The sequence below is a fragment of the Fictibacillus fluitans genome (assembly GCF_030418125.1).
Taxonomy (GTDB): domain Bacteria; phylum Bacillota; class Bacilli; order Bacillales; family Fictibacillaceae; genus Fictibacillus_C; species Fictibacillus_C fluitans.
This window is the reverse complement of record NZ_JAUHTR010000001.1, coordinates 971,179-992,904: the sequence shown is the minus strand read 5'-3', so window position 1 is coordinate 992,904 and position 21,726 is coordinate 971,179. Positions and strand designations below refer to the sequence as shown.

General features: G+C 44.2%; 28 protein-coding genes and 1 riboswitch. Of the genes, 23 read left to right on the top strand and 5 right to left on the bottom strand.

Annotated elements, in window-relative coordinates; all coding sequences use genetic code 11:
* Nucleotides 1–59: 59 nt before the first annotated feature.
* The 4 genes from QYB97_RS04940 to QYB97_RS04925 are packed head-to-tail and all read left to right on the top strand — an operon-like array spanning nt 60 to nt 3,866.
* On the top strand, nt 60–779 hold the full coding sequence (locus tag QYB97_RS04940; RefSeq protein WP_301164815.1) for a ThuA domain-containing protein: 720 nt from the start codon (nt 60–62) through the stop codon (nt 777–779).
* A gap of 23 nt (nt 780–802) precedes the next feature.
* Nucleotides 803–1,840, top strand: a complete 1,038-nt coding sequence (locus QYB97_RS04935; protein ID WP_301164814.1) for a Gfo/Idh/MocA family protein — start codon at nt 803–805, stop codon at nt 1,838–1,840.
* Complete coding sequence (locus QYB97_RS04930; protein WP_425589758.1) at nt 1,837–2,898, top strand: Gfo/Idh/MocA family protein; 1,062 nt, start codon at nt 1,837–1,839, stop codon at nt 2,896–2,898. The genes QYB97_RS04935 and QYB97_RS04930 overlap by 4 nt, the downstream gene beginning before the upstream one ends.
* On the top strand, nt 2,898–3,866 hold the full coding sequence (locus QYB97_RS04925; protein ID WP_301164813.1) for a sugar phosphate isomerase/epimerase family protein: 969 nt from the start codon (nt 2,898–2,900) through the stop codon (nt 3,864–3,866). Before QYB97_RS04930 ends, QYB97_RS04925 begins: the two co-directional genes overlap by 1 nt.
* A 38-nt stretch (nt 3,867–3,904) precedes the next feature.
* On the opposite strand, the gene QYB97_RS04920 is transcribed toward QYB97_RS04925, so the two are convergent.
* The 3 genes from QYB97_RS04920 to sspL form a co-directional block, all read right to left on the bottom strand.
* Nucleotides 3,905–4,321, bottom strand: coding sequence for a YtxH domain-containing protein (locus QYB97_RS04920; protein WP_301164812.1), 417 nt, complete (start codon nt 4,319–4,321; stop codon nt 3,905–3,907).
* 122 nt (nt 4,322–4,443) lie between these two features.
* Nucleotides 4,444–4,629: a cold-shock protein gene (locus QYB97_RS04915; protein WP_301164811.1), complete on the bottom strand. Its 186-nt coding sequence runs from the start codon at nt 4,627–4,629 to the stop codon at nt 4,444–4,446.
* 229 nt (nt 4,630–4,858) lie between these two features.
* Entirely contained in the window at nt 4,859–4,996 is a 138-nt protein-coding gene (gene sspL, locus QYB97_RS04910; RefSeq protein WP_301164810.1) for a small, acid-soluble spore protein L, read from the bottom strand.
* 130 nt (nt 4,997–5,126) lie between these two features.
* Here sspL and gnd point away from each other — a divergent pair, with 130 nt between their 5' ends.
* Together gnd and QYB97_RS04900 are read left to right on the top strand one after the other, a co-directional pair.
* Nucleotides 5,127–6,023, top strand: coding sequence for a phosphogluconate dehydrogenase (NAD(+)-dependent, decarboxylating) (gene gnd / locus QYB97_RS04905; RefSeq protein WP_301164809.1), 897 nt, complete (start codon nt 5,127–5,129; stop codon nt 6,021–6,023).
* Between the two features lie 73 nt (nt 6,024–6,096).
* Nucleotides 6,097–6,615 carry an acyl-CoA thioesterase gene (locus QYB97_RS04900; RefSeq protein WP_301164808.1) on the top strand — a complete coding sequence of 173 codons (519 nt, stop codon included), beginning with the start codon at nt 6,097–6,099 and terminating at the stop codon, nt 6,613–6,615.
* 155 nt (nt 6,616–6,770) lie between these two features.
* Here the strand turns inward: QYB97_RS04900 and QYB97_RS04895 are convergent, their stop codons facing one another.
* Nucleotides 6,771–6,980, bottom strand: a complete 210-nt coding sequence (locus tag QYB97_RS04895; protein ID WP_301164807.1) for an alpha/beta-type small acid-soluble spore protein — start codon at nt 6,978–6,980, stop codon at nt 6,771–6,773.
* A gap of 222 nt (nt 6,981–7,202) precedes the next feature.
* Here QYB97_RS04895 and QYB97_RS04890 point away from each other — a divergent pair, with 222 nt between their 5' ends.
* The 5 genes from QYB97_RS04890 (at nt 7,203) to QYB97_RS04870 (ending at nt 12,457) form a co-directional block, all read left to right on the top strand.
* Nucleotides 7,203–7,646 (top strand): hypothetical protein, encoded by a 444-nt coding sequence (locus QYB97_RS04890; RefSeq protein WP_301164806.1) that lies wholly within the window; start codon nt 7,203–7,205, stop codon nt 7,644–7,646.
* Nucleotides 7,543–8,331: a membrane protein insertase YidC gene (gene yidC, locus QYB97_RS04885; RefSeq protein ID WP_301164805.1), complete on the top strand. Its 789-nt coding sequence runs from the start codon at nt 7,543–7,545 to the stop codon at nt 8,329–8,331. The genes QYB97_RS04890 and yidC overlap by 104 nt, the downstream gene beginning before the upstream one ends.
* Nucleotides 8,332–8,438: 107 nt before the next feature.
* The gene (locus QYB97_RS04880) at nt 8,439–9,218 is read left to right on the top strand and encodes a Cof-type HAD-IIB family hydrolase (protein ID WP_301164804.1); all 780 of its coding nucleotides are present in this window, start codon (nt 8,439–8,441) and stop codon (nt 9,216–9,218) included.
* Between the two features lie 129 nt (nt 9,219–9,347).
* Entirely contained in the window at nt 9,348–10,223 is an 876-nt protein-coding gene (locus QYB97_RS04875; protein ID WP_301164803.1) for a patatin-like phospholipase family protein, read from the top strand.
* Nucleotides 10,224–10,390: 167 nt separating this feature from the next.
* Nucleotides 10,391–12,457 carry a peptidoglycan D,D-transpeptidase FtsI family protein gene (locus QYB97_RS04870; RefSeq protein ID WP_301164802.1) on the top strand — a complete coding sequence of 689 codons (2,067 nt, stop codon included), beginning with the start codon at nt 10,391–10,393 and terminating at the stop codon, nt 12,455–12,457.
* A 125-nt stretch (nt 12,458–12,582) separates the two neighbouring features.
* Here the strand turns inward: QYB97_RS04870 and QYB97_RS04865 are convergent, their stop codons facing one another.
* The gene (locus tag QYB97_RS04865) at nt 12,583–12,675 is read right to left on the bottom strand and encodes a YjcZ family sporulation protein (RefSeq protein WP_301164801.1); all 93 of its coding nucleotides are present in this window, start codon (nt 12,673–12,675) and stop codon (nt 12,583–12,585) included.
* A 231-nt stretch (nt 12,676–12,906) separates the two neighbouring features.
* On the opposite strand from QYB97_RS04865, the gene QYB97_RS04860 reads away from it, so the two are divergent.
* The 12 genes from QYB97_RS04860 (at nt 12,907) to QYB97_RS04805 (ending at nt 21,709) form a co-directional block, all read left to right on the top strand.
* Nucleotides 12,907–13,002: a YjcZ family sporulation protein gene (locus QYB97_RS04860; protein ID WP_301164800.1), complete on the top strand. Its 96-nt coding sequence runs from the start codon at nt 12,907–12,909 to the stop codon at nt 13,000–13,002.
* Between the two features lie 116 nt (nt 13,003–13,118).
* Nucleotides 13,119–13,661, top strand: coding sequence for a copper resistance CopC family protein (locus tag QYB97_RS04855; RefSeq protein WP_301164799.1), 543 nt, complete (start codon nt 13,119–13,121; stop codon nt 13,659–13,661).
* 22 nt (nt 13,662–13,683) lie between these two features.
* Nucleotides 13,684–14,202, top strand: a complete 519-nt coding sequence (locus QYB97_RS04850) for a MogA/MoaB family molybdenum cofactor biosynthesis protein (RefSeq protein ID WP_301164798.1) — start codon at nt 13,684–13,686, stop codon at nt 14,200–14,202.
* 142 nt (nt 14,203–14,344) lie between these two features.
* Nucleotides 14,345–14,518, top strand: coding sequence for a hypothetical protein (locus QYB97_RS04845; protein WP_301164797.1), 174 nt, complete (start codon nt 14,345–14,347; stop codon nt 14,516–14,518).
* Between the two features lie 132 nt (nt 14,519–14,650).
* Nucleotides 14,651–15,064, top strand: a complete 414-nt coding sequence (locus tag QYB97_RS04840; RefSeq protein WP_301164796.1) for a CBS domain-containing protein — start codon at nt 14,651–14,653, stop codon at nt 15,062–15,064.
* Between the two features lie 60 nt (nt 15,065–15,124).
* Nucleotides 15,125–15,324, top strand: a riboswitch (cobalamin riboswitch).
* A 130-nt stretch (nt 15,325–15,454) separates the two neighbouring features.
* A complete protein-coding gene (locus QYB97_RS04835) occupies nt 15,455–17,722 on the top strand; it encodes a ribonucleoside-diphosphate reductase subunit alpha (RefSeq protein WP_301164795.1) in 2,268 nt (755 codons plus the stop codon).
* 14 nt (nt 17,723–17,736) lie between these two features.
* Nucleotides 17,737–18,774, top strand: a complete 1,038-nt coding sequence (locus tag QYB97_RS04830; protein ID WP_301164794.1) for a ribonucleotide-diphosphate reductase subunit beta — start codon at nt 17,737–17,739, stop codon at nt 18,772–18,774.
* A gap of 132 nt (nt 18,775–18,906) precedes the next feature.
* The gene (crcB, locus tag QYB97_RS04825) at nt 18,907–19,302 is read left to right on the top strand and encodes a fluoride efflux transporter CrcB (protein ID WP_301164793.1); all 396 of its coding nucleotides are present in this window, start codon (nt 18,907–18,909) and stop codon (nt 19,300–19,302) included.
* Complete coding sequence (gene crcB / locus QYB97_RS04820; protein ID WP_301164792.1) at nt 19,299–19,655, top strand: fluoride efflux transporter CrcB; 357 nt, start codon at nt 19,299–19,301, stop codon at nt 19,653–19,655. The genes crcB (QYB97_RS04825) and crcB (QYB97_RS04820) overlap by 4 nt, the downstream gene beginning before the upstream one ends.
* 42 nt (nt 19,656–19,697) lie before the next feature.
* Nucleotides 19,698–20,288, top strand: coding sequence for an undecaprenyl phosphate transporter UptA (gene uptA / locus QYB97_RS04815; RefSeq protein WP_301164791.1), 591 nt, complete (start codon nt 19,698–19,700; stop codon nt 20,286–20,288).
* A 90-nt stretch (nt 20,289–20,378) separates the two neighbouring features.
* Nucleotides 20,379–20,561 (top strand): hypothetical protein, encoded by a 183-nt coding sequence (locus tag QYB97_RS04810; RefSeq protein ID WP_301164790.1) that lies wholly within the window; start codon nt 20,379–20,381, stop codon nt 20,559–20,561.
* Between the two features lie 80 nt (nt 20,562–20,641).
* Nucleotides 20,642–21,709 (top strand): NAD(P)H-dependent flavin oxidoreductase, encoded by a 1,068-nt coding sequence (locus QYB97_RS04805; protein WP_301164789.1) that lies wholly within the window; start codon nt 20,642–20,644, stop codon nt 21,707–21,709.
* Nucleotides 21,710–21,726 lie beyond the last annotated feature (17 nt).

Genomic DNA, 21,726 nt, shown 5'->3' with positions numbered 1-21,726 from the left:
GTAAACGTTTACTCTCTTGGAAGAACAGGATTTCTACATACATTAAAGGAGTGTAACTAATGAAGGTAACCATTTGGAACGAAAACCGTCATGAAAAAAAGAATCCGGCAGTACGCGAGGTGTACCCGGATGGCATTCATGGAGCCATTCAGCAATTTCTAGAAAACGAGGGTATTAAAGCAGGAACAGCTACACTGGATGAAGAAGAGCATGGCTTGAGCCAGGAGGTTCTCGACAATACCGATGTTCTTATTTGGTGGGGCCATATCGCCCATGATGAAGTATCCGATGAAGTAGTGGAGCGGGTGCAGCAAAGGGTGCTTAATGGTATGGGACTTGTTGTTCTTCATTCGGGACACTTCTCTAAAATTTTCAAGAAATTAATGGGCACTTCCTGCGACCTTAAATGGCGTGAAGCAGATGAAAAGGAACGTCTTTGGGTAGTCGATCCATCTCATCCGATTGCAGCCAACATCGGTCAATATATTGAACTGCCAAAAGAAGAAATGTACGGAGAACATTTTGATATTCCAGCTCCGGATGAACTTGTTTTTGTCAGCTGGTTTGAAGGCGGGGAAGTATTCCGCAGCGGCTGCTCCTACAAGCGCGGACAGGGTAAAATCTTTTACTTCCGTCCTGGACATGAAACTTATCCGACGTATCACAACAAGGAAATTCAGCAGGTTATTGTCAATGCTGTCCAGTGGGCACAGCCTTCAGCAAGTGCAAAGCCAGTATACGGGAATGCCAAGCCTCTTGAAGCTATTGGCACAAAGTAATTAAACAAGGAGTGAATACAGTAATGATTAAAGTAGGAGTTATTGGATGCGGCAGTATTGCCCAGCACAGACACTTGCCCGAGTACCAGCAAAATCCTGAGACAGAAATAGCCGCAGTATGCGATATCAATCAGCTCCGCGCCGATCAAATCGCCAAGGAACATGGAGCAAAGGCTTATTACTCCTTTGAGGAGCTCTTACAGGACCCGGAAATTGATGCGGTCAGCGTATGTACCCCGAATTATCTGCATGCACCGATTACCATTGCGGCCCTTAACAGCGGAAAGCATGTATTATGTGAAAAACCGATGGCGACTTCTCTTGAAGAAGCGGAGCAAATGATTCTTGCCAGTGAAAAAAGCGGCAAAAAATTAATGATTGCCCACAACCAGCGGTTTGTAAGCTCACACGAAAAAGCGCGCGAAATTATTGAAAAAGGCGGGCTTGGGAAAATCTACAGCTTCAGAACGGCGTTCGGCCATCCCGGACCAGAAACATGGAGTGCAGATGGAACGAACAGCTGGTTCTTTAAAAAAGAACAGGCCTTCATTGGAGCAATGGGAGACCTTGGGGTTCATAAAACCGATCTGCTGCGCTTCCTTCTGGGAGAAGAAATTGAAGAAGTTGCTGCTTTTGTGGAAACGTCTTCAAAAGAAAATGCCACCGTTGATGATACCGCAGTCTGTGTATTAAAAACGCAAAGCGGCATCATTGGCACACTTGCAGCAAGCTGGTCCTATACAGCCAAAGAAGATAATTCCACTATCATTTATGGTGAAAAAGGAATTCTCCGTATGGAAGAAAGTCCTGAATATTCTTTGGTTGCCCAGTACAGGGATGGTTCTGTGGTTAATTACTCTCTGGGACAAATCCAGACGAACGATTCCGGCGGACAAAGTGATTCCAGGGTTATCTCTAAGTTTGCAGAATGCATTATCAATGACGAGGTGCCAGCTGTATCCGGGGAAGAAGGTAAACGCTCACTTGCCGTTATTATTGCCGCATTAAAAGCAAGCGAAACCAAAAAGAATGTAAGCCTCGCAAATGGGGTACTTGCGTGAATATGCTGAAAATCGGTTTTATCGGAGTCGGCGGGATTGCGGAATCGCGGCATATCCCGGCTGTGCGCAAATTGGCCGAGAAAGCAGTAATTACAGGTGTTAGTGATGTAAATCATCACCGTGCACAGCAAATCGCAGAAACTTATAATATTCCTGGAGTCTATGAAAATTATCATGATCTTCTGGAGAATGTGGATGCTGTATTTATTTCCACACCGAATAAATTCCACTCAGAAATCTCTGTGGCAGCGCTTAAGGCAGGAGTTCACGTATTTTGTGAAAAGCCGATGGCTCTTTCCACCAAGGAATGCGATGAGATGATTAAAGCAGCCGAAGATTCCGGGAAAGTGCTGTCCATCGGGTATCATTACCGTTTTATGAAAAATGCCCAGGCAGCAAAGAAAGTCATGCTCGAAGGTGAAATTGGCGAGCCGCTGGTCATCAGGGCACAGGGCTTAAGGCGGCGAAAGGTTCCGGGTTGGGGTGTATTTACCAACAAGGAACTGCAGGGCGGAGGAAGCTTAATTGATTACGGCTGTCATCTGCTGGATTTGGCACTCTGGCTGATGGGAGATTCAGTTCCGGTGGAAGTAATGGGGTCTCAGTACAATTTGCTGAGCCGTACTCCTGATCAAGTCAATTTATGGGGAGATTTTGACCATACCACCTTTGAGGTGGATGACCATGTAACAGGCTATGTCCGGTTTGAAAATGGCGCCTCTCTATTATTGGAAACTTCCTGGTCGGCCAATATTAAAGAAGACCTGGAGAATGTGAGCATTTCCGGTGAAAAGGGCGGACTTGATGTTTTTCCTTTTCATCTGAATCAGGCAAAGCATGGGCTGCTGCTCAATTCAGAAGCCGCTTTTATCCCGGGAGACGATAATCCGGGAAATCCGCAGGCCGAGAATTTTATTGACAGCTGTCTCGGGCTTGCTGAGCAGGTAGTAAAGCCTGAAGAAGCAAGAAGAGTGTCAATGCTGATTGAAGCCATTTATGAAAGCAGTTTAAGCAGAAGCAGTGTGAAATTAAATGAGCGAAGGGAAGTGGAGAAGTAATGAAGTTAGGTGTATTCACGGTATTGTTTTCTGATATGTCTTTTGAACAAATGTTGGATCATGTGAAAAAAGAGGGAGTAAAAGCGGTTGAAATCGGAACGGGTAATTACCCGGGAAACGCTCACTGCAACCTGGATGAACTTTTGGACAGTGAAGAGAAAAGAAAAGATTTTCTTCATCAAGTAGAATCAAGGGATTTGATGATCAGCGCCTTGAGCTGCCACGGGAATCCTCTTTCTCCAGACCAGGAGTTTGCACGTGTTTCACATGATACCTTTGTAAAAACAGTAGATTTGGCGAGCTTGCTTGGAATTCCGGTTGTTAACTGCTTTTCGGGCGTGCCCGGGGACCATGAAGGCGCCAAATATCCAAACTGGCCGGTTACACCATGGCCGAACGAATATGGCGATGTGTTGAAATGGCAATGGGAAGAAAAATTAATCCCTTACTGGCGGGAGTGGGGCCAATATGCCAAAAACAAGAATGTGAAAATCGGCTTGGAACTGCATGGCGGTTTCCTGGTACATACGCCGTACACACTTTTGAAATTGCGTGAAGAAACCTGTGACGCTGTTGGTGCCAATCTTGACCCGAGCCATTTATGGTGGCAGGGAATTGACCCTGTGGCAGCGATTAAGATTCTTGGCAAAGCAGATGCCATTCACCATTTCCATGCAAAGGATACGTATATCGACCAGGACAACATTAACATGTATGGTTTGACGGATATGCAGCCGTATGGAGAAGTAAGGTCAAGAGCATGGAGCTTCCGTTCTGTAGGCTGCGGCCACAGTGTCCAGGAATGGTCGGACATGATCAGTGCATTACGGACTTATGGCTACGATTATGTGGTCAGTATTGAGCATGAGGATCCGCTCATGAGCATCAATGAAGGGTTTGCACGTGCAGTTAAGAATTTGAATGATGTGATGATCGAAGAGACGCCTGCAGAGATGTGGTGGGTGTAAACAAAAAAGAAACGAGCCTTTAAAAGGCTCGTTTCTTTTTATTCACCAAGAGTCGTTTTGGACGATTCCGGAGATGGTGGAAGACCTGGCTCTGATTCAACTGTAGGCGTGTTATTGTTTTTCTTGTTTTTCATGGAGCTCACTTTATCCTTCGCCTGTGAAGTTACCTGGCTCGCCTTGTCCTTCACCGTACCCATCATATTGGAAGCTTTTTCTCTTCCGGCCATTGTTCCCAATTGGGTTTGGAGCTTGGCCTGGTCTTTCATTTGCATGGTTTTTTCTTTTAAATTTGAAGTTTGGCTGGATAGTCCAGCACGCATGTCTTTGCCGGTTTTAGGCGTTAATAAAAGAGCAGTTGCGGCTCCTACCAAGCCACCAACAAGAACACCTGTGGTAAACCTGGACTTTTCTTTGCTGTTATTAGTTGTAGTTGTGTTTGTGTATTCATTGTTCATTGTCGAACTCCTCCTTTTCATAGTTTTTCTATACCCAGCCTGAAATAATGGTAAACCTTTCACATCACAAGAAAAGGACCATACGCCTCTCGCACAGTGTGCGGCGTATGGTCCCCGTCTCTTTATTTCAGCTCTGGGAGCATGCGGATTTCCTGAGTCATTTTCGACTTGCAAATCGGGCAGGCAGGTGTTTCTTGAAGTGAGTAATCAGCTCTCATCCAGCATGAGCACTCTTCATTTTCACATGCCCAAACTTTAGTTTCTACATCAGGAACTGGTTCGATCGGGTTTTTGGAAAAAAAGGCCATGGGTATCCCCCTTAAGTGTAATACTTACATTATACTCCTTTTTCGCAACTTTTATGAGTAAAATCACTTTCAAAGTTTCGGAGCGGCAATAATCGTTTCATAGACTCGGGGGATTTAGTCCATTTTTTATGTGATTGATCCATTCGATCAGAAGGATTTACACCTGTATATCAGCTCCGTTAACCCGATCTGGGGAGCATAAGCAGTTGTCCATAAAGCTCAGGCTGAATTAGCGTTTCGTATTGCTTTTTTTTGCCCGGTTCTCAAGTTCTGTTTTCGGCTCTTGAGCGAATTCTGCATCTTCACTTGTTCCTTGAGGCGTAACTCCTGTTGCTGCCCGCCCTTTTCCGCTGCTTTTCTTCGTCATGAGATCACCTCCCATTATTATCGTGACCAACCTGAAAGGAATCATTCGTTTAAATTCAGGTTAAAGCTTATCCTTTTGTGGAATAACTAGTGGAGTAGGAAAGACAAAGAACACAGAGGAAGTGATGTAAATGGAAATCGGTCTCGTTGGTTTGGGTAAAATGGGTTTTAACATTGCCCAAAATATGCTGGATCATGATTTTAAAGTGATCGCTTTTGATACGAATAAGGAAACCGTTGATAAAATATCTTCTCATGGGGCGATTGGAGCTCATTCCCTGGAAGATTTGACTAAAAGTTTTACAGGCCGGAGAGCGATCATTCTGCTTGTTCCTGCCGGGCCGGCAGTAGACAGTGTCATAGCAGAAATTGTACCTTATTTGGATTCAGGAGATATCATCGTTGATGCTGGCAATTCAAAATACAAGGATACATTGAGAAGATATGAGGAACTGAAGGAAAAGGGAATTCACCTGGTGGATTGCGGAACGAGCGGCGGAACAGAAGGTGCGCGCCACGGGGTTTGCGTCATGGTTGGCGGAGATGAGGAAGCCGTGGAGTACATCGCTCCCCTTTATGAAAAAATATCCATCGAAAATGGATTTATGAAGACCGGAAAAGCGGGAAGCGGACACTTTTTGAAAATGGTCCACAACGGAATTGAATATGGCATGATGCAGGCAATCGCTGAAGGTTTTGAAATCCTGGATAAAAGTGATTTTGACTATGATTACGAAGCGGTTGCGAAAGTATGGAATAACGGTTCGGTCATTCGTTCCTGGCTAATGGAGCTTATGGAGAACGCATTTTCCAAACAGCCAAAGCTTGAAGACATCCGGGGCGTCATGCATTCATCCGGGGAAGGAATTTGGACGATTGAAGCGGCTCTGGATTACCAGGCCACGGCTCCTGTCATTGCCCTGTCCCAGTTTATGAGGTTCCGCTCACTTGAAGACGATACGTTCCATGGAAAGGTAGTAGCAGCCCTCCGCAATGAATTTGGCGGGCACGCTGTCGTCAAAAAGTAAATCATTTAAAAAACCTTTGCCTTATGCAAAGGTTTTTTTCATATAATGTATTATAGGAGTGTGATATATAAGCATGATAACAGAGAAATTTGCAAGAGAATCCAGAACGGTCAAATCAAGTGTGGTGCTCCCTCCGGACACCAATAATCATGGCACATTATTCGGAGGGAAATTAATGGCCTATATTGATGATGTGGCCGCCATATCAGCCATCCGGCATGCGAGATGCAATGTAGTTACCGCATCAACTGATTCCGTGGATTTCCTTCACCCCATCAGGGTGGGGAATTCCGTATGTTTGGAATCCTTTGTCACATGGACACATAAAACCTCAATGGAAGTGTTTGTTAAAATCATTTCTGAAAACCTGTTTACCGGAGAACGAAAAGTATGTGCAGTTTCATTTTTAACGTTTGTAGCATTGGGAGAAGACGGCAAACCAACACCTGTTCCACAGGCTGTTCCTGAATCCGCAGAGGAAATATGGCTTCATCAGGGAGCTGCGGAACGCGCTGTTAACCGCAGAAAGAGAAGAGAGAACAGCAAAAGGCTCGCTGAGGAATTTGGTACCCAAAAACCGTGGGAGCAATAAAATATTTTTTCGAAGAAACTCTTTTCTTTTTTAATTGAAGTACATCGTGTTATAATGTAATTACCTTTTTCCAGCCAGGGATACAAGAACCCTGGCTATTTTTGCGCGCAAAAAAGAGCGGGAGCTTGTCCCACTCTTTCTCAGGAGATTGAAGATTAACGACGGAATCCGCCACCAAGTTGTTGTTCAGCCATTTGTACAAGACGCTTAGTGATCTCACCACCAACTGATCCGTTAGCGCGAGAAGTAGTGTCTGGTCCAAGTTGTACACCAAATTCAGAAGCGATTTCATACTTCATTTGGTCAAGAGCTTGTTGAGCTCCAGCTACTACTAATTCGTTTGAAGAATTATTGTTACGTGCCATATGTATCACCTCCTTGTACTACTAGTTTGTATTACTGCTTTGAAAATATGCATGGAAATAAAAAAAAATTTTCCAGTCACCTTTTAATGAGGTTTCCGTATAGTATGTTATCCCCCTATACTTTATCAGGCGCCGTGATGACCTCCCACACGGCGCTATATTTCTGTCTATTATTTGACGGACGCTGAGAGTGCTATCTTTTTAGGGGCTAAGGAGTTATACTTGTATCAAAAGGGGGTGAGTCCGATCGAACCGATTCTTGAACTGCTGTGTGAAATGGATGTTATGCTGATCTCACTGGGCCTGACGCTGGCGCTGCTTGGAATAAGCAGACATCTGATCATGCAATGTCCCGATACTATAAAAAGAAGCAGCCAGCTGAGGATTTCAGACAGCTCAAGCGCGCTTATACTGCAAAATACGCCGAGTACTGTTCAAAATTTCTGTTTCATGAGAAACCGGATTGCTCTCAGGAAATACCGGAAAGAGGCACCTGATGATAATGACAGCCATTCCTTCTTGTTCTTTTTCACAGATGAACAAACAACAAGGAGGAAATGGAATGAATCAAAAGAAACAACGATCAGGACTCACACACGGATTAAAATTTTTAATTGCTATTTTGGGAATATGGGTGCTTGCCGGCTGCAGCCGAGCGCCGGTTAACGCACAAAGCCACGGCGTTTGGAGCCATTACTTTGTCTATCCGTTTTCAGAAGTGATACAGTTTGTAGCTACTTTTTTTAACGGAAACTATGGACTGGCTATTATTTTCCTAACCATTATCATTCGCTGTCTGTTATTGCCATTCACTATTTCGCAAACAAAAAACCAGCAAAAAATGAAAGAAGTTCAGCCGGAAATGAAACGCATCCGGGAGAAATACCAGGGTAAGGACAAAGAAAGCCAAGTGAAAATGCAGCAGGAAGTTATGGCATTGTATCAAAAGCATGGCGTAAACCCCGTTTCGATGGGCTGTATGCCATTGTTGATCCAGATGCCTATCCTATTAGCTTTTTACTATGCCATCATACGGACAAAAGAAATTGCTGCACATAATTTTCTTTGGTTTAATCTGGGCACACCCGATCCTACTCACATCCTGCCAATCATTGCAGCCATTACGACCTTCATTCAATACAAAATCATCAACAGGCAGCTCGAGCAGGTCAATCCTCAAATACAGATGATGGGTTATATTATGCCTCTGATCATCGTATTCTCCGCATGGAGACTTTCCGCGGTATTACCGCTGTACTGGATTGTGGGTAACATTTTTATGACAGTCCAGAGCATGGTACTGAACCGCAATCGTAAAAATATGCAGACGACAGCCAATACAAATTCCTGATAGTAAGAAACCCTCCGGACATCGGAGGGTTTTTCTGTGGAATTCAAGGAGTTGACAGACCGCTTTTAAAAATTCATCATAGAGGAAGAGAGTAAGGAGTGGTAGAGATGAGAGATAAAATGGTGTTCTTTGATATCGATGGAACATTGATTGACGAAAGTACCGGTAAAATTCCGGAATCGACAAAGGAAGCTCTTCATAAATTAAGGCAAAATGGCATTCATACAGGAATTGCAACAGGACGGGCTCCATTCATGTTCGAACATCTGCTGAAAGAATTGGAAATGGATTCGTTTATCAGCTTTAATGGATCGTATGTTGTTTTTGAAGGTGAAGTGATCTATAAATCTAATTTGGATGTAGAACGGCTGAAGAATCTTGAGAAGCTTGCTGTGGAAACAGGACATCCCCTCGTTTTCCTGGATCATGCCAATGCCACAACGAATCTTGAATATGCAGATGTTGTTTATGAAAGCACAAAACATCTTCTTCCGGAATATCCAACGTTTGACCAAACCTACTATCATAATAACGACGTCTATCAGGCGCTGTTGTTCTGTGACGAAGAATTTGAACAGCCTTATCGCAAGGGGTATAAAGGTACCTTTGATTTTATCCGCTGGCATCAGCATGCCATTGATGTAATGCCATTTGGAGGATCAAAAGCGAAAGGCATTGAAGAACTTCTGAAGCGCATCACCATTCATAGAGAAAACACTTTTTCCTTTGGTGATGCCCTGAATGACATTGAAATGCTTCAATCCTCCGGAATGGGGATTGCAATGGGCAATGGAAGGCCGGAAGCCAAACGGGCGGCAAACTATGTAACAAAACCGGTTGGGGAAGACGGAATCTGGCATGGTTTAAAATATGCCGGTTTAATCTAATGTTAGCGGCGGGTATGCTTTTGAAGTATATCCGTTTCTTTGTTTTCATACGACCAGATGAAGCATAACATTAGCTATTTTCTTTAATATTACATATAGTGAACTATTATATAGAGGAGAGGGATTAGGATGAATGGAACAGGTCTTGTACTCGAAGGCGGGGGAATGAGAGGCGTTTATACCGCAGGGGTCCTGGATTACTTTATGGATAAGGAGCTTTATTTTCCTTATATCATAGGTGTTTCTGCAGGTGCCTGCAATGCCACGTCCTATATCTCAAGGCAAAGGGGAAGAAACCGGGTGGTAAACATCGACTATGTGCGGCATCCGCAATATATCTCTTATAAAAATTGGCTTCTGAAGAGAAAAGGACTTTTTGGGATGGACTTTATTTTTGATGAAATTCCCAATATCCATGTACCTTTTGATTTCAAACGGTTCAAAGAGGCGAAAGAACGTTTTGTAATCGGGACAACGGACAGTGAAACCGGAGAGCCTGTCTATTTTGAAAAGGCAGAACATGAAAATGAAATACTGACAGTCCTCCGCGCTTCTGCGTCCCTTCCATTTATGGCTCCGGTTATTGACTATCAAGGAAGAAAATTGTTCGATGGCGGTGTCGCTGACCCGGTTCCCATTCATAAAGCAAGAAAAGACGGAAACCTGCGCAACGTTATTGTATTGACCCAAAATGATGGATATCGAAAAGGTAAAACAAAGATGGAATGGCTCGCCAGGAGAATTTACAGCAGGCATCCCGGAATGGCGGAGGTGCTGCTGAACCGCTATAGGCAATATAATGAAACGATGGAGTATATCGAAGATCTTGAGAAGAAACATGAAGTATTTGTAATTCGGCCAAAAGAAAAAATGGAGGTTGGCAGAGCCGAACGGAATGCGGTAAAACTGAATGTTCTCTATGAGCGTGGAATTGAAGATGCCATGACGTTGTATGATCAGCTCGTTGAATGGCTTTCCGAAAAACCGATCTATAAATTATCATAATAAGAAAGAAGAGGCACCGCTGGCAAAGCGGTGTTTTTTTTGTATGGAAAAGCAATCTTTAGAAATAAATTCCTATGAAAAACTTGGAATTATTATTAATATTTAGTAATCTATAAGTAGAAGGTAGCTGTAATATATTTGTAATAATATCCTGGGAGGACAAATAGATGGAGACTCAAACCAAAAAGAAAAAGAATCATCTCCCTTTTCGGCTCAACATCTTATTCATTGCTGTTTTCTTGCTTTTCTCGATTTTAATTCTTCGTCTGGGCGTCCTTCAAATCGTTAATGGTGAAGAAAAAAGGCAGGAATCGGAAGCCATTAAAAAAGAAGAAGCAAAAAAAGAAGCCCCCCGCGGGAAAATACTGGACCGGTATCAGCGTGTGGTTGTGGATAACAAACCCTATTTTACACTGACATATACCAAAACGAGCAGCACCAAGCCGGAGGATACTTATAAGGTGGCAAAATGGCTCTCGCAGCACATTAAGGTCGACATCAAAAAAATTCCGGAACGGGACAAAAAGGACTTTTTCATTGTAAAGAACGGAGTTCCACAACTGCTGAAGGAAAGGCTCACTGAGGCAGAAATTAAAAAACTGAACAATGAAAAGGAGTACAAGCTGCTGGTTGAGCGGATTACCGAGAAGGATTTACATACACTTACTAAAAAAGATTTGGAAATACTTGCGATTAAAAGGGAAATGGACGCGGGATATGCCTACTCTGCTTCTCCGGTAAAGAAGAACCTGACCGACAGGGAGATTTCCATCATTTCCGAAAATCTGAACCTTCTCCCGGGCATTGATATCATGCCGGATGCCGACAGGACCTATCCTTTTGGCGACTCGCTGAAAACGATTTTTGGACGCGTGAAACAGATGCCTAAAGAGCAGCAGGAATATTTCGGCGCCATGAATTACGACCGGACCGACCAGGTTGGCGTGAGCGGGCTTGAAGCGCAATATCAGGAGACTCTGAGAGGGACGAAAGAAAAAAGTATTTTTCTTACCAATCCCAAAACAGGCAAAACACTGGGTGAGCCCAAAGTCATTCCGGGAAAACGCGGAAAAGATCTGGTACTGACCATCGATATGGACCTGCAGGAAAAGATGGAAAAAATTTTGGAAGAAGAAATAAGGAAAGGCAGGGCTGACCGCGGAAATGAAATGATGAGGTCTGCCTACATTGTGATGATGAACCCGAAAACAGGGGAAGTCTACTCAATTGCCGGGAAAAAGATGGACAAGAATGGCGCATTTGTTAATGACTCTTACGGCGCCTTGTTCGATGCCTATGAAATGGGATCTGCTGTCAAGGGGGCAACCGTGCTCACAGGACTTCATAAAGGAGTGATTCACCCGGGGGAATATATCTATGACGCTCCATTAAAATTTGGATCCCTGACGAAAAAATCGCATGCGAACATGGGAAGCATCAATGATTTGACTGCTTTAAAGCGATCTTCCAATGTGTATATGTACAATATTGTCATGCGTCTTGGGAAATTCAGTTACAGTACGAAGAGCTTCTATGGAGACAACCGCTACCTTGGGTTTGATGTGATGCGCTATTATTTCAGCCAGTTTGGTCTTGGAGTAAAAACGGGCATTGATTTTCCGAACGAATCTACAGGCTACAATGGCGGCTACACCGACCAGCTCGGTAATATGATTGATATGGGAATCGGCCAGTTTGATACATATACCCCGATCCAGATGGTGCAATATGTATCTACGATTGCGAATGGCGGGTACCGCGTGCAGCCAAGGCTGGTTAAGGAGATTCGTGAGCCGCAGACGGAAAATCATATGGAAGGCAAGCTCGTTAAACGGTTTGAACCGAATGTCCTGAATGAACTCGACATGGATAAGAGCTATATCGATCGGGTTCAACAGGGGTTCTGGGAGGTTTACCATTCGCCTGGAGGAACTGCAACAACGTACTTTGGCAATAATCCGAAGTACCATAATCCTGCGGGTAAAACAGGTACAGCACAGGTGAAGAAATATGACAGCAACGGGAACTTTATCGCTGATAAGGATAACTTGACGCTTGTCGGCTATGCTCCGTTTGACGATCCGGAAATTGCTTATGCCATCATTGTTCCTGACGCTTCTCCCTATAGCGGCACACAGGCGGTCAATAAGCATATTGGGCAGCGTGCTCTCGAAACGTATTGGGACCTCAAGGAAAAAACAAAGAGCACGGAAGAAAATAGCGATGAGCAATAAAAAAAAGCACTGGGCAATTGCTCAGTGCTTTAAAAATGGGTTTTGGGTTATTGGAAAAAGATTTGCGTTAATCGTAGTTCATTAATGCACAAGGAAAAGATCTGCATCTTTTCCCTGTTTGCTTGTTAGCAGAATGAACATGCACAGCCAACGATGATAAGAAGTACGAACAGTACCACGATCATGGCGAAACCTCTGCCACCTGCAGCGTATCCCATAGTATTTACCTCCTTTTTTATAAACTCCAACATCTCCCTAACAATATATGAAGTCTTGTCATTTATGTTTGGACAAATGCGGATAAGCATTAAAAAAGGGCAATGAAAACAAAAACGGAAATTTCATGGTTTTGTTTAAAAAAATAGACTCTTGTACCGTTTCACAGAGCCCGGCCGCATCATATGTTATGGATGTAGATCATTAAATATCTCGAAAGAGGAGGTAACAAAATGTCATTTGGATACGGGCACGGAAGTGGCTTCGCTTTACTTGTGGTGTTGTTCATTTTGTTAATAATCATAGGCTGTGCATGCTCGTTTTGCTAAGCCCTAATCAGGCATAAGTCCGAAAGAAGACCCTCAGATTACTTGCTCTGAGTGGTCTTTTTTTTTGATTTCCTGTACAGTATATAGGTATGACGAGCACAAAAAGGAGAGTTTACATGAATAAGTACATATGGCTTCTGACCGCAATTTTATTTTTCTCAACCGCTTCCATTGCCTCCGCGCACACAGGACTGGAATCTTCTGTTCCAAAAGATGGGGACGTTGTCAAAGAAAATATCAGTAAAATCACGTTAACGTTTGAAACGAAAATTGAAAATTTAAGTACCATGAAAGTAACAAGAGATGGAAAACCGGTTGACATTAAAACAGCTGTAAATGACAAGGTTTTGACGGGCACATCACCGGATCCGCTGGAAAACGGAAAATATAATGTGGATTACAAAATTATAGGTGCTGATGGACATGTGATTGAAAAAGGTCTTTCTTTTACCGTCAATAAACCAGAAGAAAAGAAAGAAGTGAAAAAAGAACCCGAAAAAAACACAGAAAAAGCACCAGCAGCCAAACAGAAGGAAAAATCAGAACAAAAAGCAGAGAAGACAGAAAGCAAGACAAATTCATCAGCGCCAGTGTTTATTGTTATTGTTGTCATCGTCATTGCGATAGCGGTATGGCTGATCAAGAGAAAGAAGAAGTAGGATGCGGGAGAGGGGATAAAAAATGAGCGTAGAAGAGCATAAAAAAGAAGCACCTTCTTTTGTAATCTGCAAAGTGATTACAGTAAGTGATACAAGAACAGTGGAAAATGACAAAAGCGGCCGCATAATCAAAGACCAGCTTCTTCAAGATGGACACAGAGTTTCTCAGTATGCCATTGTAAAAGACGAAGTGGATGAAATACGGTCAGCTGTTCTTGAAGGCTGCCAGGCAGAAGAGATAGAGGTTATACTGATCAACGGGGGAACTGGAATTGCCAAACGCGACGTCACCATTGAAACAATCGAGCCCCTCTTCACAAAGGAAATCCCGGGATATGGAGAATTGTTTCGCATGCTGAGCTATACCGAGGACATTGGTTCTGCCGCCATTATGAGCAGAGCGGTTGCAGGCGTCATTGATTCCACCGCTGTATTTGCGATGCCAGGGTCTTCCGGCGCTGTATCTTTGGCCATGAAGAAACTTATCCTTCCTGAAATTGGACATGTTCGAAGAGAAATCAACAAAGATTTGCCCAAGTAAAAGTCGGTGTCATTTGCCGCTCGTCTCCTGTCATAAAGTGATACAACTGCCAATAAATTTAGTTTAACGTGACAGACGCTGAAACTAATTTGCGGCAGCTACGTATACTATATTATGAAAACGCTTTATCGGGAGGTTAAGAATGGGCGGATTGTTGCGGAAAGCGATTGAAGGAAGAAAAAAATTTCTTATACAGATGCTTAAAAAGGCGGGAATCAGCAAGGAGCTGGAAACGCCATTAACCGAACTGGAAGAAGAGTATAAGAGCTGGCTCTATCAACAGAACACCTTCCTGGAGCCAGGTAAAAAAGTTTAACACCTTCTCAGTGTGGGAATAAAAATAAAGAACAAGAGTCCTTACCAGGGCTTTTTTTGTGTGAAAGAAGACCATGAATTTTGCTATAGTATATATGTACAGCTGCAATTAAGGGTTAAAGGAGATCACAGCATGAACATCGCTTTTTATCTATTGCCTAAAGATGAGGTAAAATATTTAAATCCTGAATCGACCATTAGGCAGGCTTTAGAAAAGCTTTCGTATCACAAATACACGTCGGTTCCCCTCGTCTCGGAGGAAGGACAATATGTCGGGACGTTAACAGAGGGGGATTTGTTGTGGAAACTAAAAGAGGCCTTTGATCTTGGTTTCCATGATGTAGTTAAAACGAAATTAAAGGATGTGCCTCAGCGGTTGAATAACATCTCTGTTACTATTAATTCAAATATGGAAGATTTAATCACGCTGGCAACCGATCAAAATTTTATTCCTGTGACGGATGATGACGGCCATTTCATTGGTATTATCCGGCGCAGGGATATTATAAAATATTGTGCACGCACCATCTGGAACACCAATAAATAAAGAAAAGGTATTGACATTCACTATATTTAGTGTGAAAGTAATGTGTAAGAAACTAAATATAGTATATTTGAAACAATAGGTGTCTGTGAAGACTTAATAGGGAATCCGGTGAAAGTCCGGAGCTGTCCCCGCAACTGTCATGTGGACGAAACGGAAATCCACTGTGTAAAGAACGCGCACAATGCTGTGGCTTTTACATGGGAAGGTCCGGAGTAGGATGAAGCTTTAGCCAGTAGACCTGCCTTTTGTTTCGCGTTTTGATTCTCCGGGGATTGAGAAACAAAAACGGCACAATCCGTTTTTTGTTTTTTTACATACTCGTGTCGTTTTTGGGCTCATCCATTGGATGGGCCTTTTATTTTTGTTCAAAAAAGAGAGGAGAGCTGTTAAATGGCTACTGATATTTCAAGAGTTCAGAGAGTAATGGGTGAAATAAATGAAATTATAGAGGGATTTCCAAAACTGGGGAATAAAAAAGAATACATAGAAAAGGTTTCCTATTTTGCCCACCAGGAGCACTCCATAGAAAAGATGCTGAACATGGGTGTTCTTTATGCCCTCGAGAATATTTGCATTGAGGAGCCGGACTGGACCTTTGTCGCGGCAAGGATACATCTAAAGAAGCTATACCGGGAAGCATCTAAAAACAGAAACAATGTATCGGGGCAACGATATGGATCATTGTATGAACTGATTGAGCAGTTAACCGGAATGGGGATTTACGACAGAACCCTTTTGCAAACATATTCCGCAGCAGAAATTGCTGAGCTTGAAAGCGAAATTGACCCGGTTCAGGATCAAAAGTTCACCTACATTGGGATCCGCACACTCGCTGACCGTTATTTGGCGCAATCCCATGAAGGTGGTGTTTACGAGCTTCCACAGGAGCGGTTTATGATTGTCGCGATGACCCTGCTCTCCAGAGAACCGGAAAAACGGCGCCTGGGTCTTGTGAAAGAGGCATACTGGGCCATGTCAAATCTTTATATGACCGTTGCCACGCCAACACTGGCGAACGCTGGAAAAAGCTATGGCCAGCTCTCCAGCTGTTTCATTGATACGATGGAGGACAGCTTGCGCGGAATCTATGATTCTACAACTGATGCGGCCACACTTTCCAAGGGGGGCGGAGGGATTGCCGTGTACCTCGGTAAAATCAGAAGCCTCGGTTCCGAAATCAAAGGATTTAAAGGGAATTCCTCGGGCATCATTCCATGGGCAAAGCTGCTGAACCAAACCGCCGTCAGCGTAGACCAACTGGGCCAGCGAAAGGGAGCGATCGCCATTTACTATAATGTTTTCGGCAAAGATTTGTTTTCGTTCCTGGATGCCAAGCTGAACAATGGAGATGAACGGCAACGGGTGCACGATCTCTTTCTGGGCCTTTGCATTCCGGATTTATTTATGGAAAAGACAGAGGCAAGGGAGGATTGGCATTTATTTGATCCTTACATGGTCAAAAAAGTAATGGGCTATGAACTGGATGATTATTATGATGAAGTGCCAGGAGAGGGAAGCTTCCGGCAAAAGTACGAGGAATGTGTTCGCGCTGCGGATCAGGGCTATTTTGGTGATAAGGGATCCGGGGGATATGATGTGGTGCCGGCTATTGAGATTTTTAAACGAATCATGAGAAGCCAGCTCGAAACAGGCGTACCGTATATGTTTTACCGGGATACGGTGAATCGTGCCAATCCCAACAAGCACGAAGGGATGGTATACTGCAGTAACCTGTGTACAGAAATAGCGCAAAACGGGTCAGCCACAACTGTGGAAGAAGAGGTGGCCGATGACGGAAAGATTATCATCACCAAACGGCCCGGTGACTATGTAACTTGTAATTTAAGCTCCATCTCTCTTGCCAGGGCAGTAAAGGACAATGTTCTTGAGCGCCTGATTCCGATTCAGGTCCGGATGCTGGACAATGTAATTGATTTGAATGAAAACCGCATTGAAGTTAAGCAGGCAGTTCTCACCAACCATAAGTACCGCGCAATCGGACTCGGTACATTTGGGCTTCATCATCTTCTGGCCCTTGAAGGAATCCGTTGGGAGTCTGAGGAAGCCGTTCAATATAACGATGAGCTGTATGAAAAGATCAATTTCCTGGCCATTGAAGCGAGCAATGAACTGGCAAAGGAAAAAGGCTCCTATCCGGCATTTAAGGGGTCTGACTGGGAAACAGGAACCTATTTTGAGCAAAGAGGCTACCATTCTGAAAAATGGCTTCAGCTGAAGGAAGAAGTTCAGACACGGGGTGTTCGAAATGCCTGGCTGCTGGCCGTTGCACCGAATGCGACAACAAGCCTGATCGCGAACTCAACCGCATCTGTTGATCCCATTTTCAAAAAAGAGTATTCGGAAGAGAAGAAGGATTTTAAAATTCCGGTTACGGCTCCTGATCTCACGCCACAGACAAACTGGTACTATAAATCAGCGTATGACATGGATCAGCATTACAGCATTAAACAAAATGCTGTCAGGCAAAAGCATGTGGACCAATCGATTTCATTTAACTTTTATGTGAAGAGTACGATCAAGGCAAAAGAACTGCTGAACCTTCATTTGACCGCCTGGAGATCAGGGTTGAAGACCACATACTATACCCGGTCAACATCTGTTTCAGAGCTGGAAGACTGTGAAAGCTGCTCAAGCTAGGAGGAGATATAACAATGAACCTATTAAGCAAACGGAAATTATATGATGTAACAGCCCCGAATGCATCAACGGGAATCCTGAATGGAAAAAGTTCTAATGTACTGAACTGGGACGATGTGCGGTACAGCTGGGCATATCCCATGTACAAAAATATGCTGGCCAATTTTTGGACCCCGTTTGAAATCAATATGTCCGGTGACGTAAAGCAATATCAGCAGCTTTCCGGTGAGGAGAAGGACACCTTTAACAAAATCATCGGGCTTTTGGCCTTTCTGGACAGCATCCAAACCGACTATTCGTCCAGGGCAGCGGGGTATCTCACAGATTCCAGCCTGTCCGCGCTGATGACAGTCCTCTCTTTTCAGGAAGTGGTTCATAACCAGTCGTATTCCTATGTTCTCTCAAGCCTTGTGAACAAGCAGAAGCAGGATGAAATTTTTGAGTACTGGAAGCATGATGAAGTCCTGCGGGAACGAAACGATTTCATAGCAGAGGGATATATACGTTTTGCCGAAAATCCAACACCGAAGACTTTCTTGGAATCCATCATCTATGATGTGGTCCTTGAAGGCTTGAATTTTTATACGGGTTTTGCCTTCTTTTATAACCTGGCACGAAACCAAAAAATGATGAGCACGAGCACGATGATCAATTATATTAATCGGGATGAACAGCTGCATGTCCGGTTGTTTTGCCAGATTTTTAAAGAGCTGCTGAAAGAAGTGCCGGAACTGGATAATGAAGAAACCATGCGCTTTGTGCAGGAAACCTTCAGAAAGGGAGCGGAGCTGGAAATACAGTGGGCCCGTTACATCATCGGAGACCGCTTTGCCGGCCTTAACATGCCGGAGCTTGAGGCTTATATTAAATTTATGGCGAACAAAAGGGTGAATGAACTTGGGGTGGAACGACCGTTCGAGGGATATAGGGAAAATCCAATGAAATGGATCAGGGCCTATGAACATGTAGACAGCGGAAAGAGCGATTTTTTCGAACAAAAACCAAGGCAGTATACCAAAGTGTCTGATGCCAACGGATTCGACGATCTTTAAAACATGAGTGAGTATTGTTCTCTTGAAAGCAAACATGATAAACTGAATAACGGAGATCATGAACTCCTGCAGGACTTCCTGCAGGAGTCTGTTTTGTTTACATGAGCCAATCTGAGAAAGGACTGAACGCTTGTGCTATTGTATATGTGGGTAGGGATTGCCGGTATGGCCGGAGCGCTCCTGCGCTATGGTCTGGGCCTCGCGGTGGGTCTTGTCTGGGAAGGCGGATTTCCGCTTGCAACCTTTCTGACCAACATGGCCGGATCGTTTGCACTCGGTTATCTTACGTTTTGGCTCAGAAGAAAACCATCGGTTCATCCTTATACCTCGCTGATTTTTGGTACGGGTCTAATCGGCTCGTTTACCACGTTTTCCACCTTTAGTGTAGAAAACATTCAGCTCCTCCATTCCGGGCAGACGGTTACAGCTGTTTTTTACATACTGTTCAGTTTAATTGGCGGACTTTTTATGTCCTGGGCTGGTTTTCGTACAGGCAGCGGTGTCACGAAAGGAGGGGACACGGCTTGATTCAGATCATGCTTGTGGCTGCAGGGGGTTTTTGGGGTGCTGTGTTCCGGTTTGGAATCAGCCAGTGGGTGAAAGGACACTCGGTTACCTCCTTTCCTCTGGCAACGCTGTTTGTGAACATTGCAGGCTCCTTTCTCCTTGGCTGGATTACGGCAACGGAACCATCTGATTCTATCCGGCTGTTTTTTGGAATAGGATTTATGGGGGCGTTCACCACGTTCTCCACACTTAAGCTGGAGAACATACAATTTTACCGAAAAAAGCAATGGGACGTGCTGATCCTGTATTTGGCACTCACTTACATCGTCGGCATACTGGCTGCATTGGCCGGGTTCCTGCTGGGCAGCCGGTAGAACCGGACAAGCTATTAATTATACAGAGAGTAGGGAAAAGCATTGAAAGAAATGGTATTATCACTTTTGGAATGGATTGTGGGGCTTGGACATCTTGGAATCGCGCTCGGGCTTATGGTAGAGGTTATACCGAGTGAGCTGGTGTTGTCGTATGCTGGCTACCTCATCTCTCAAGGACATCTGAGTTTTGCCGGATCGGTTATTGCCGGAACGATCGGAGGAACAATCGCCCAGCTATTTTTATATTGGATGGGGTATTATGGCGGACGGCCATTTTTGGAAAAGTACGGAAGATATATTCTGATCAGTAAAAAACAAATCGATTTATCAGAAAGCTGGTTTGAGAAATACGGCACTGGCGTTATTTTCTTTGCACGCTTTATTCCCGTAGTGCGGCATGCCATTTCAATACCTGCAGGCATTGCGAAAATGCCATTTTCCAAGTTCACGATTTACACGCTGCTGGCAATCATCCCCTGGTCCATTTTGTTTATCTATCTGGGCAGCCAGCTCGGAAGCAACTGGGAAGACATTAAAACAATTGCCGCTCCTTTTACAAGAGGGATTGCCATCGGCGCCATTGTCATCCTGTTCGTTGTCATCGTCTTTAAAGTAAGAAAGGGAAAAAAATAAAATCATAGCGCTCTCTGAAAAGACCCTGTCTCATGGGTCTTTTTCTTTGTTTATGGTCATACAGTTAACAAAAAATGGGGGGTGAGAATATTGAATGAGATGGACAGGAATAAGAAAATCAATGAGTTGCTTATGAAAATGCGGAGCGCTCAGGAAAAAGAAGATATGGCCTACTATATTTCGAGAGCCATGAAGGAATGCGGATACAATCAAGAAAATATACAGAGGATGATTGAGCAGGTCTATAGTCAGTTTAATCCTCTGAAAACGTAAACACGCAGACAGTAGGCGTGTTTTTTTGTTACACTTGTTACAGAAGTACATAACAAAAATAAAGGATGGAGCGGTGTGCTATGAATGAATCTTTTACTGCGCTGTGCGGCATTCGGTACCCCATTGTACAGGCCGGAATGGCTGGCGGTCCGGCAACGCCAGAGCTTGCAGCAGCAGTTTCGAATGCCGGCGGATTAGGTACACTGGGAGCGGGCTATATGGCGCCTAAAGACGTAAAAGCCGCGATCAGAAGCATCAAAGAAATGACAGCAAAGCCCTTTGCGGTTAACCTATTTCTGCCAGAAGAATTTGCCTTTGACAAAAAACAGATTGAAAACATGGAAGCGATGCTCAAAGGATATAAAGAAAGACTGGGAATGGAGAGGCCTGCCCCGTTTACCGGATGGACGTCCCACTTTCAGGAGCAGCTGGATGTGGTCATTCAAGAGAAAGTGCCGGTCATCAGTTTTACTTTTAATGCACCAACTGCAGAAATGATCGGCAGGCTGAAAAAAGAAGGCGTGATCACGATTGCGACTGCTACCACCGTGGAAGAGGCTGTTCTGCTTGAAGCGGCGGGGATCGATGCTATAGCTGCCCAGGGAAGTGAAGCAGGGGGCCATAGAGGGACATTTATCGGAAGCGAAGATCAGGCCCTGATCGGCTCAATAGCCCTCATTCCTCTGATTGCTGATGCGGTCTCTGTTCCGGTCATTGCCGCCGGCGGGATTATGGATGCCAGAGGTATGGCTGCGGCTTTAGCTCTCGGGGCGAGTGCAGTCCAGCTGGGTACTGCCTTTTTAGCAGCAGAAGAAAGTGGAGCCCATCCGGTGCATAAAAAAGCTGTACTGGAATCAAAAGAAACGGACTTGAGGCTGACCAAAGCGTTTTCCGGCAAAATGGCACGAGGGATTTCAAACCGGTTTATGGAAGAAATGAAAGCGATTGACGATCTCCCTCCATACCCCATTCAAAATGCATTAACTTCAGGATTACGAAAAGCCGCCGGCAGCCGGGGGGACAGAGAATATATGTCGCTATGGGCAGGGCAAGGTGCCCCGCTGGCTAAAAGAAGACCGGCCAGGCAGCTGGTCGAAAGCCTCATCGATGATTATAAGCGGATTGCAGAAGGGCTTGTAAAGCTTTAAGCAAATAAAAGCCGCAG

Excerpts from the sequence above, each read along its gene's own strand:
- QYB97_RS04895 (WP_301164807.1), bottom strand. The coding sequence starts at position 6,980 with ATGGCACGTAACAATAATTCTTCAAACGAATTAGTAGTAGCTGGAGCT.
- QYB97_RS04840 (WP_301164796.1), top strand. The coding sequence starts at position 14,651 with ATGAACATCGCTTTTTATCTATTGCCTAAAGATGAGGTAAAATATTTA.
- QYB97_RS04845 (WP_301164797.1), top strand. The coding sequence starts at position 14,345 with ATGGGCGGATTGTTGCGGAAAGCGATTGAAGGAAGAAAAAAATTTCTT.
- QYB97_RS04865 (WP_301164801.1), bottom strand. The coding sequence starts at position 12,675 with ATGGGATACGCTGCAGGTGGCAGAGGTTTCGCCATGATCGTGGTACTG.
- QYB97_RS04935 (WP_301164814.1), top strand. The coding sequence starts at position 803 with ATGATTAAAGTAGGAGTTATTGGATGCGGCAGTATTGCCCAGCACAGA.
- QYB97_RS04830 (WP_301164794.1), top strand. The coding sequence starts at position 17,737 with ATGAACCTATTAAGCAAACGGAAATTATATGATGTAACAGCCCCGAAT.
- QYB97_RS04875 (WP_301164803.1), top strand. The coding sequence starts at position 9,348 with ATGAATGGAACAGGTCTTGTACTCGAAGGCGGGGGAATGAGAGGCGTT.
- QYB97_RS04920 (WP_301164812.1), bottom strand. The coding sequence starts at position 4,321 with ATGAACAATGAATACACAAACACAACTACAACTAATAACAGCAAAGAA.
- QYB97_RS04850 (WP_301164798.1), top strand. The coding sequence starts at position 13,684 with ATGAGCGTAGAAGAGCATAAAAAAGAAGCACCTTCTTTTGTAATCTGC.
- QYB97_RS04900 (WP_301164808.1), top strand. The coding sequence starts at position 6,097 with ATGATAACAGAGAAATTTGCAAGAGAATCCAGAACGGTCAAATCAAGT.
- gnd (WP_301164809.1), top strand. The coding sequence starts at position 5,127 with ATGGAAATCGGTCTCGTTGGTTTGGGTAAAATGGGTTTTAACATTGCC.
- QYB97_RS04860 (WP_301164800.1), top strand. The coding sequence starts at position 12,907 with ATGTCATTTGGATACGGGCACGGAAGTGGCTTCGCTTTACTTGTGGTG.
- QYB97_RS04805 (WP_301164789.1), top strand. The coding sequence starts at position 20,642 with ATGAATGAATCTTTTACTGCGCTGTGCGGCATTCGGTACCCCATTGTA.
- QYB97_RS04835 (WP_301164795.1), top strand. The coding sequence starts at position 15,455 with ATGGCTACTGATATTTCAAGAGTTCAGAGAGTAATGGGTGAAATAAAT.
- QYB97_RS04925 (WP_301164813.1), top strand. The coding sequence starts at position 2,898 with ATGAAGTTAGGTGTATTCACGGTATTGTTTTCTGATATGTCTTTTGAA.
- QYB97_RS04915 (WP_301164811.1), bottom strand. The coding sequence starts at position 4,629 with ATGGCCTTTTTTTCCAAAAACCCGATCGAACCAGTTCCTGATGTAGAA.
- QYB97_RS04940 (WP_301164815.1), top strand. The coding sequence starts at position 60 with ATGAAGGTAACCATTTGGAACGAAAACCGTCATGAAAAAAAGAATCCG.
- QYB97_RS04870 (WP_301164802.1), top strand. The coding sequence starts at position 10,391 with ATGGAGACTCAAACCAAAAAGAAAAAGAATCATCTCCCTTTTCGGCTC.
- QYB97_RS04855 (WP_301164799.1), top strand. The coding sequence starts at position 13,119 with ATGAATAAGTACATATGGCTTCTGACCGCAATTTTATTTTTCTCAACC.
- sspL (WP_301164810.1), bottom strand. The coding sequence starts at position 4,996 with ATGACGAAGAAAAGCAGCGGAAAAGGGCGGGCAGCAACAGGAGTTACG.
- yidC (WP_301164805.1), top strand. The coding sequence starts at position 7,543 with ATGAATCAAAAGAAACAACGATCAGGACTCACACACGGATTAAAATTT.
- QYB97_RS04880 (WP_301164804.1), top strand. The coding sequence starts at position 8,439 with ATGAGAGATAAAATGGTGTTCTTTGATATCGATGGAACATTGATTGAC.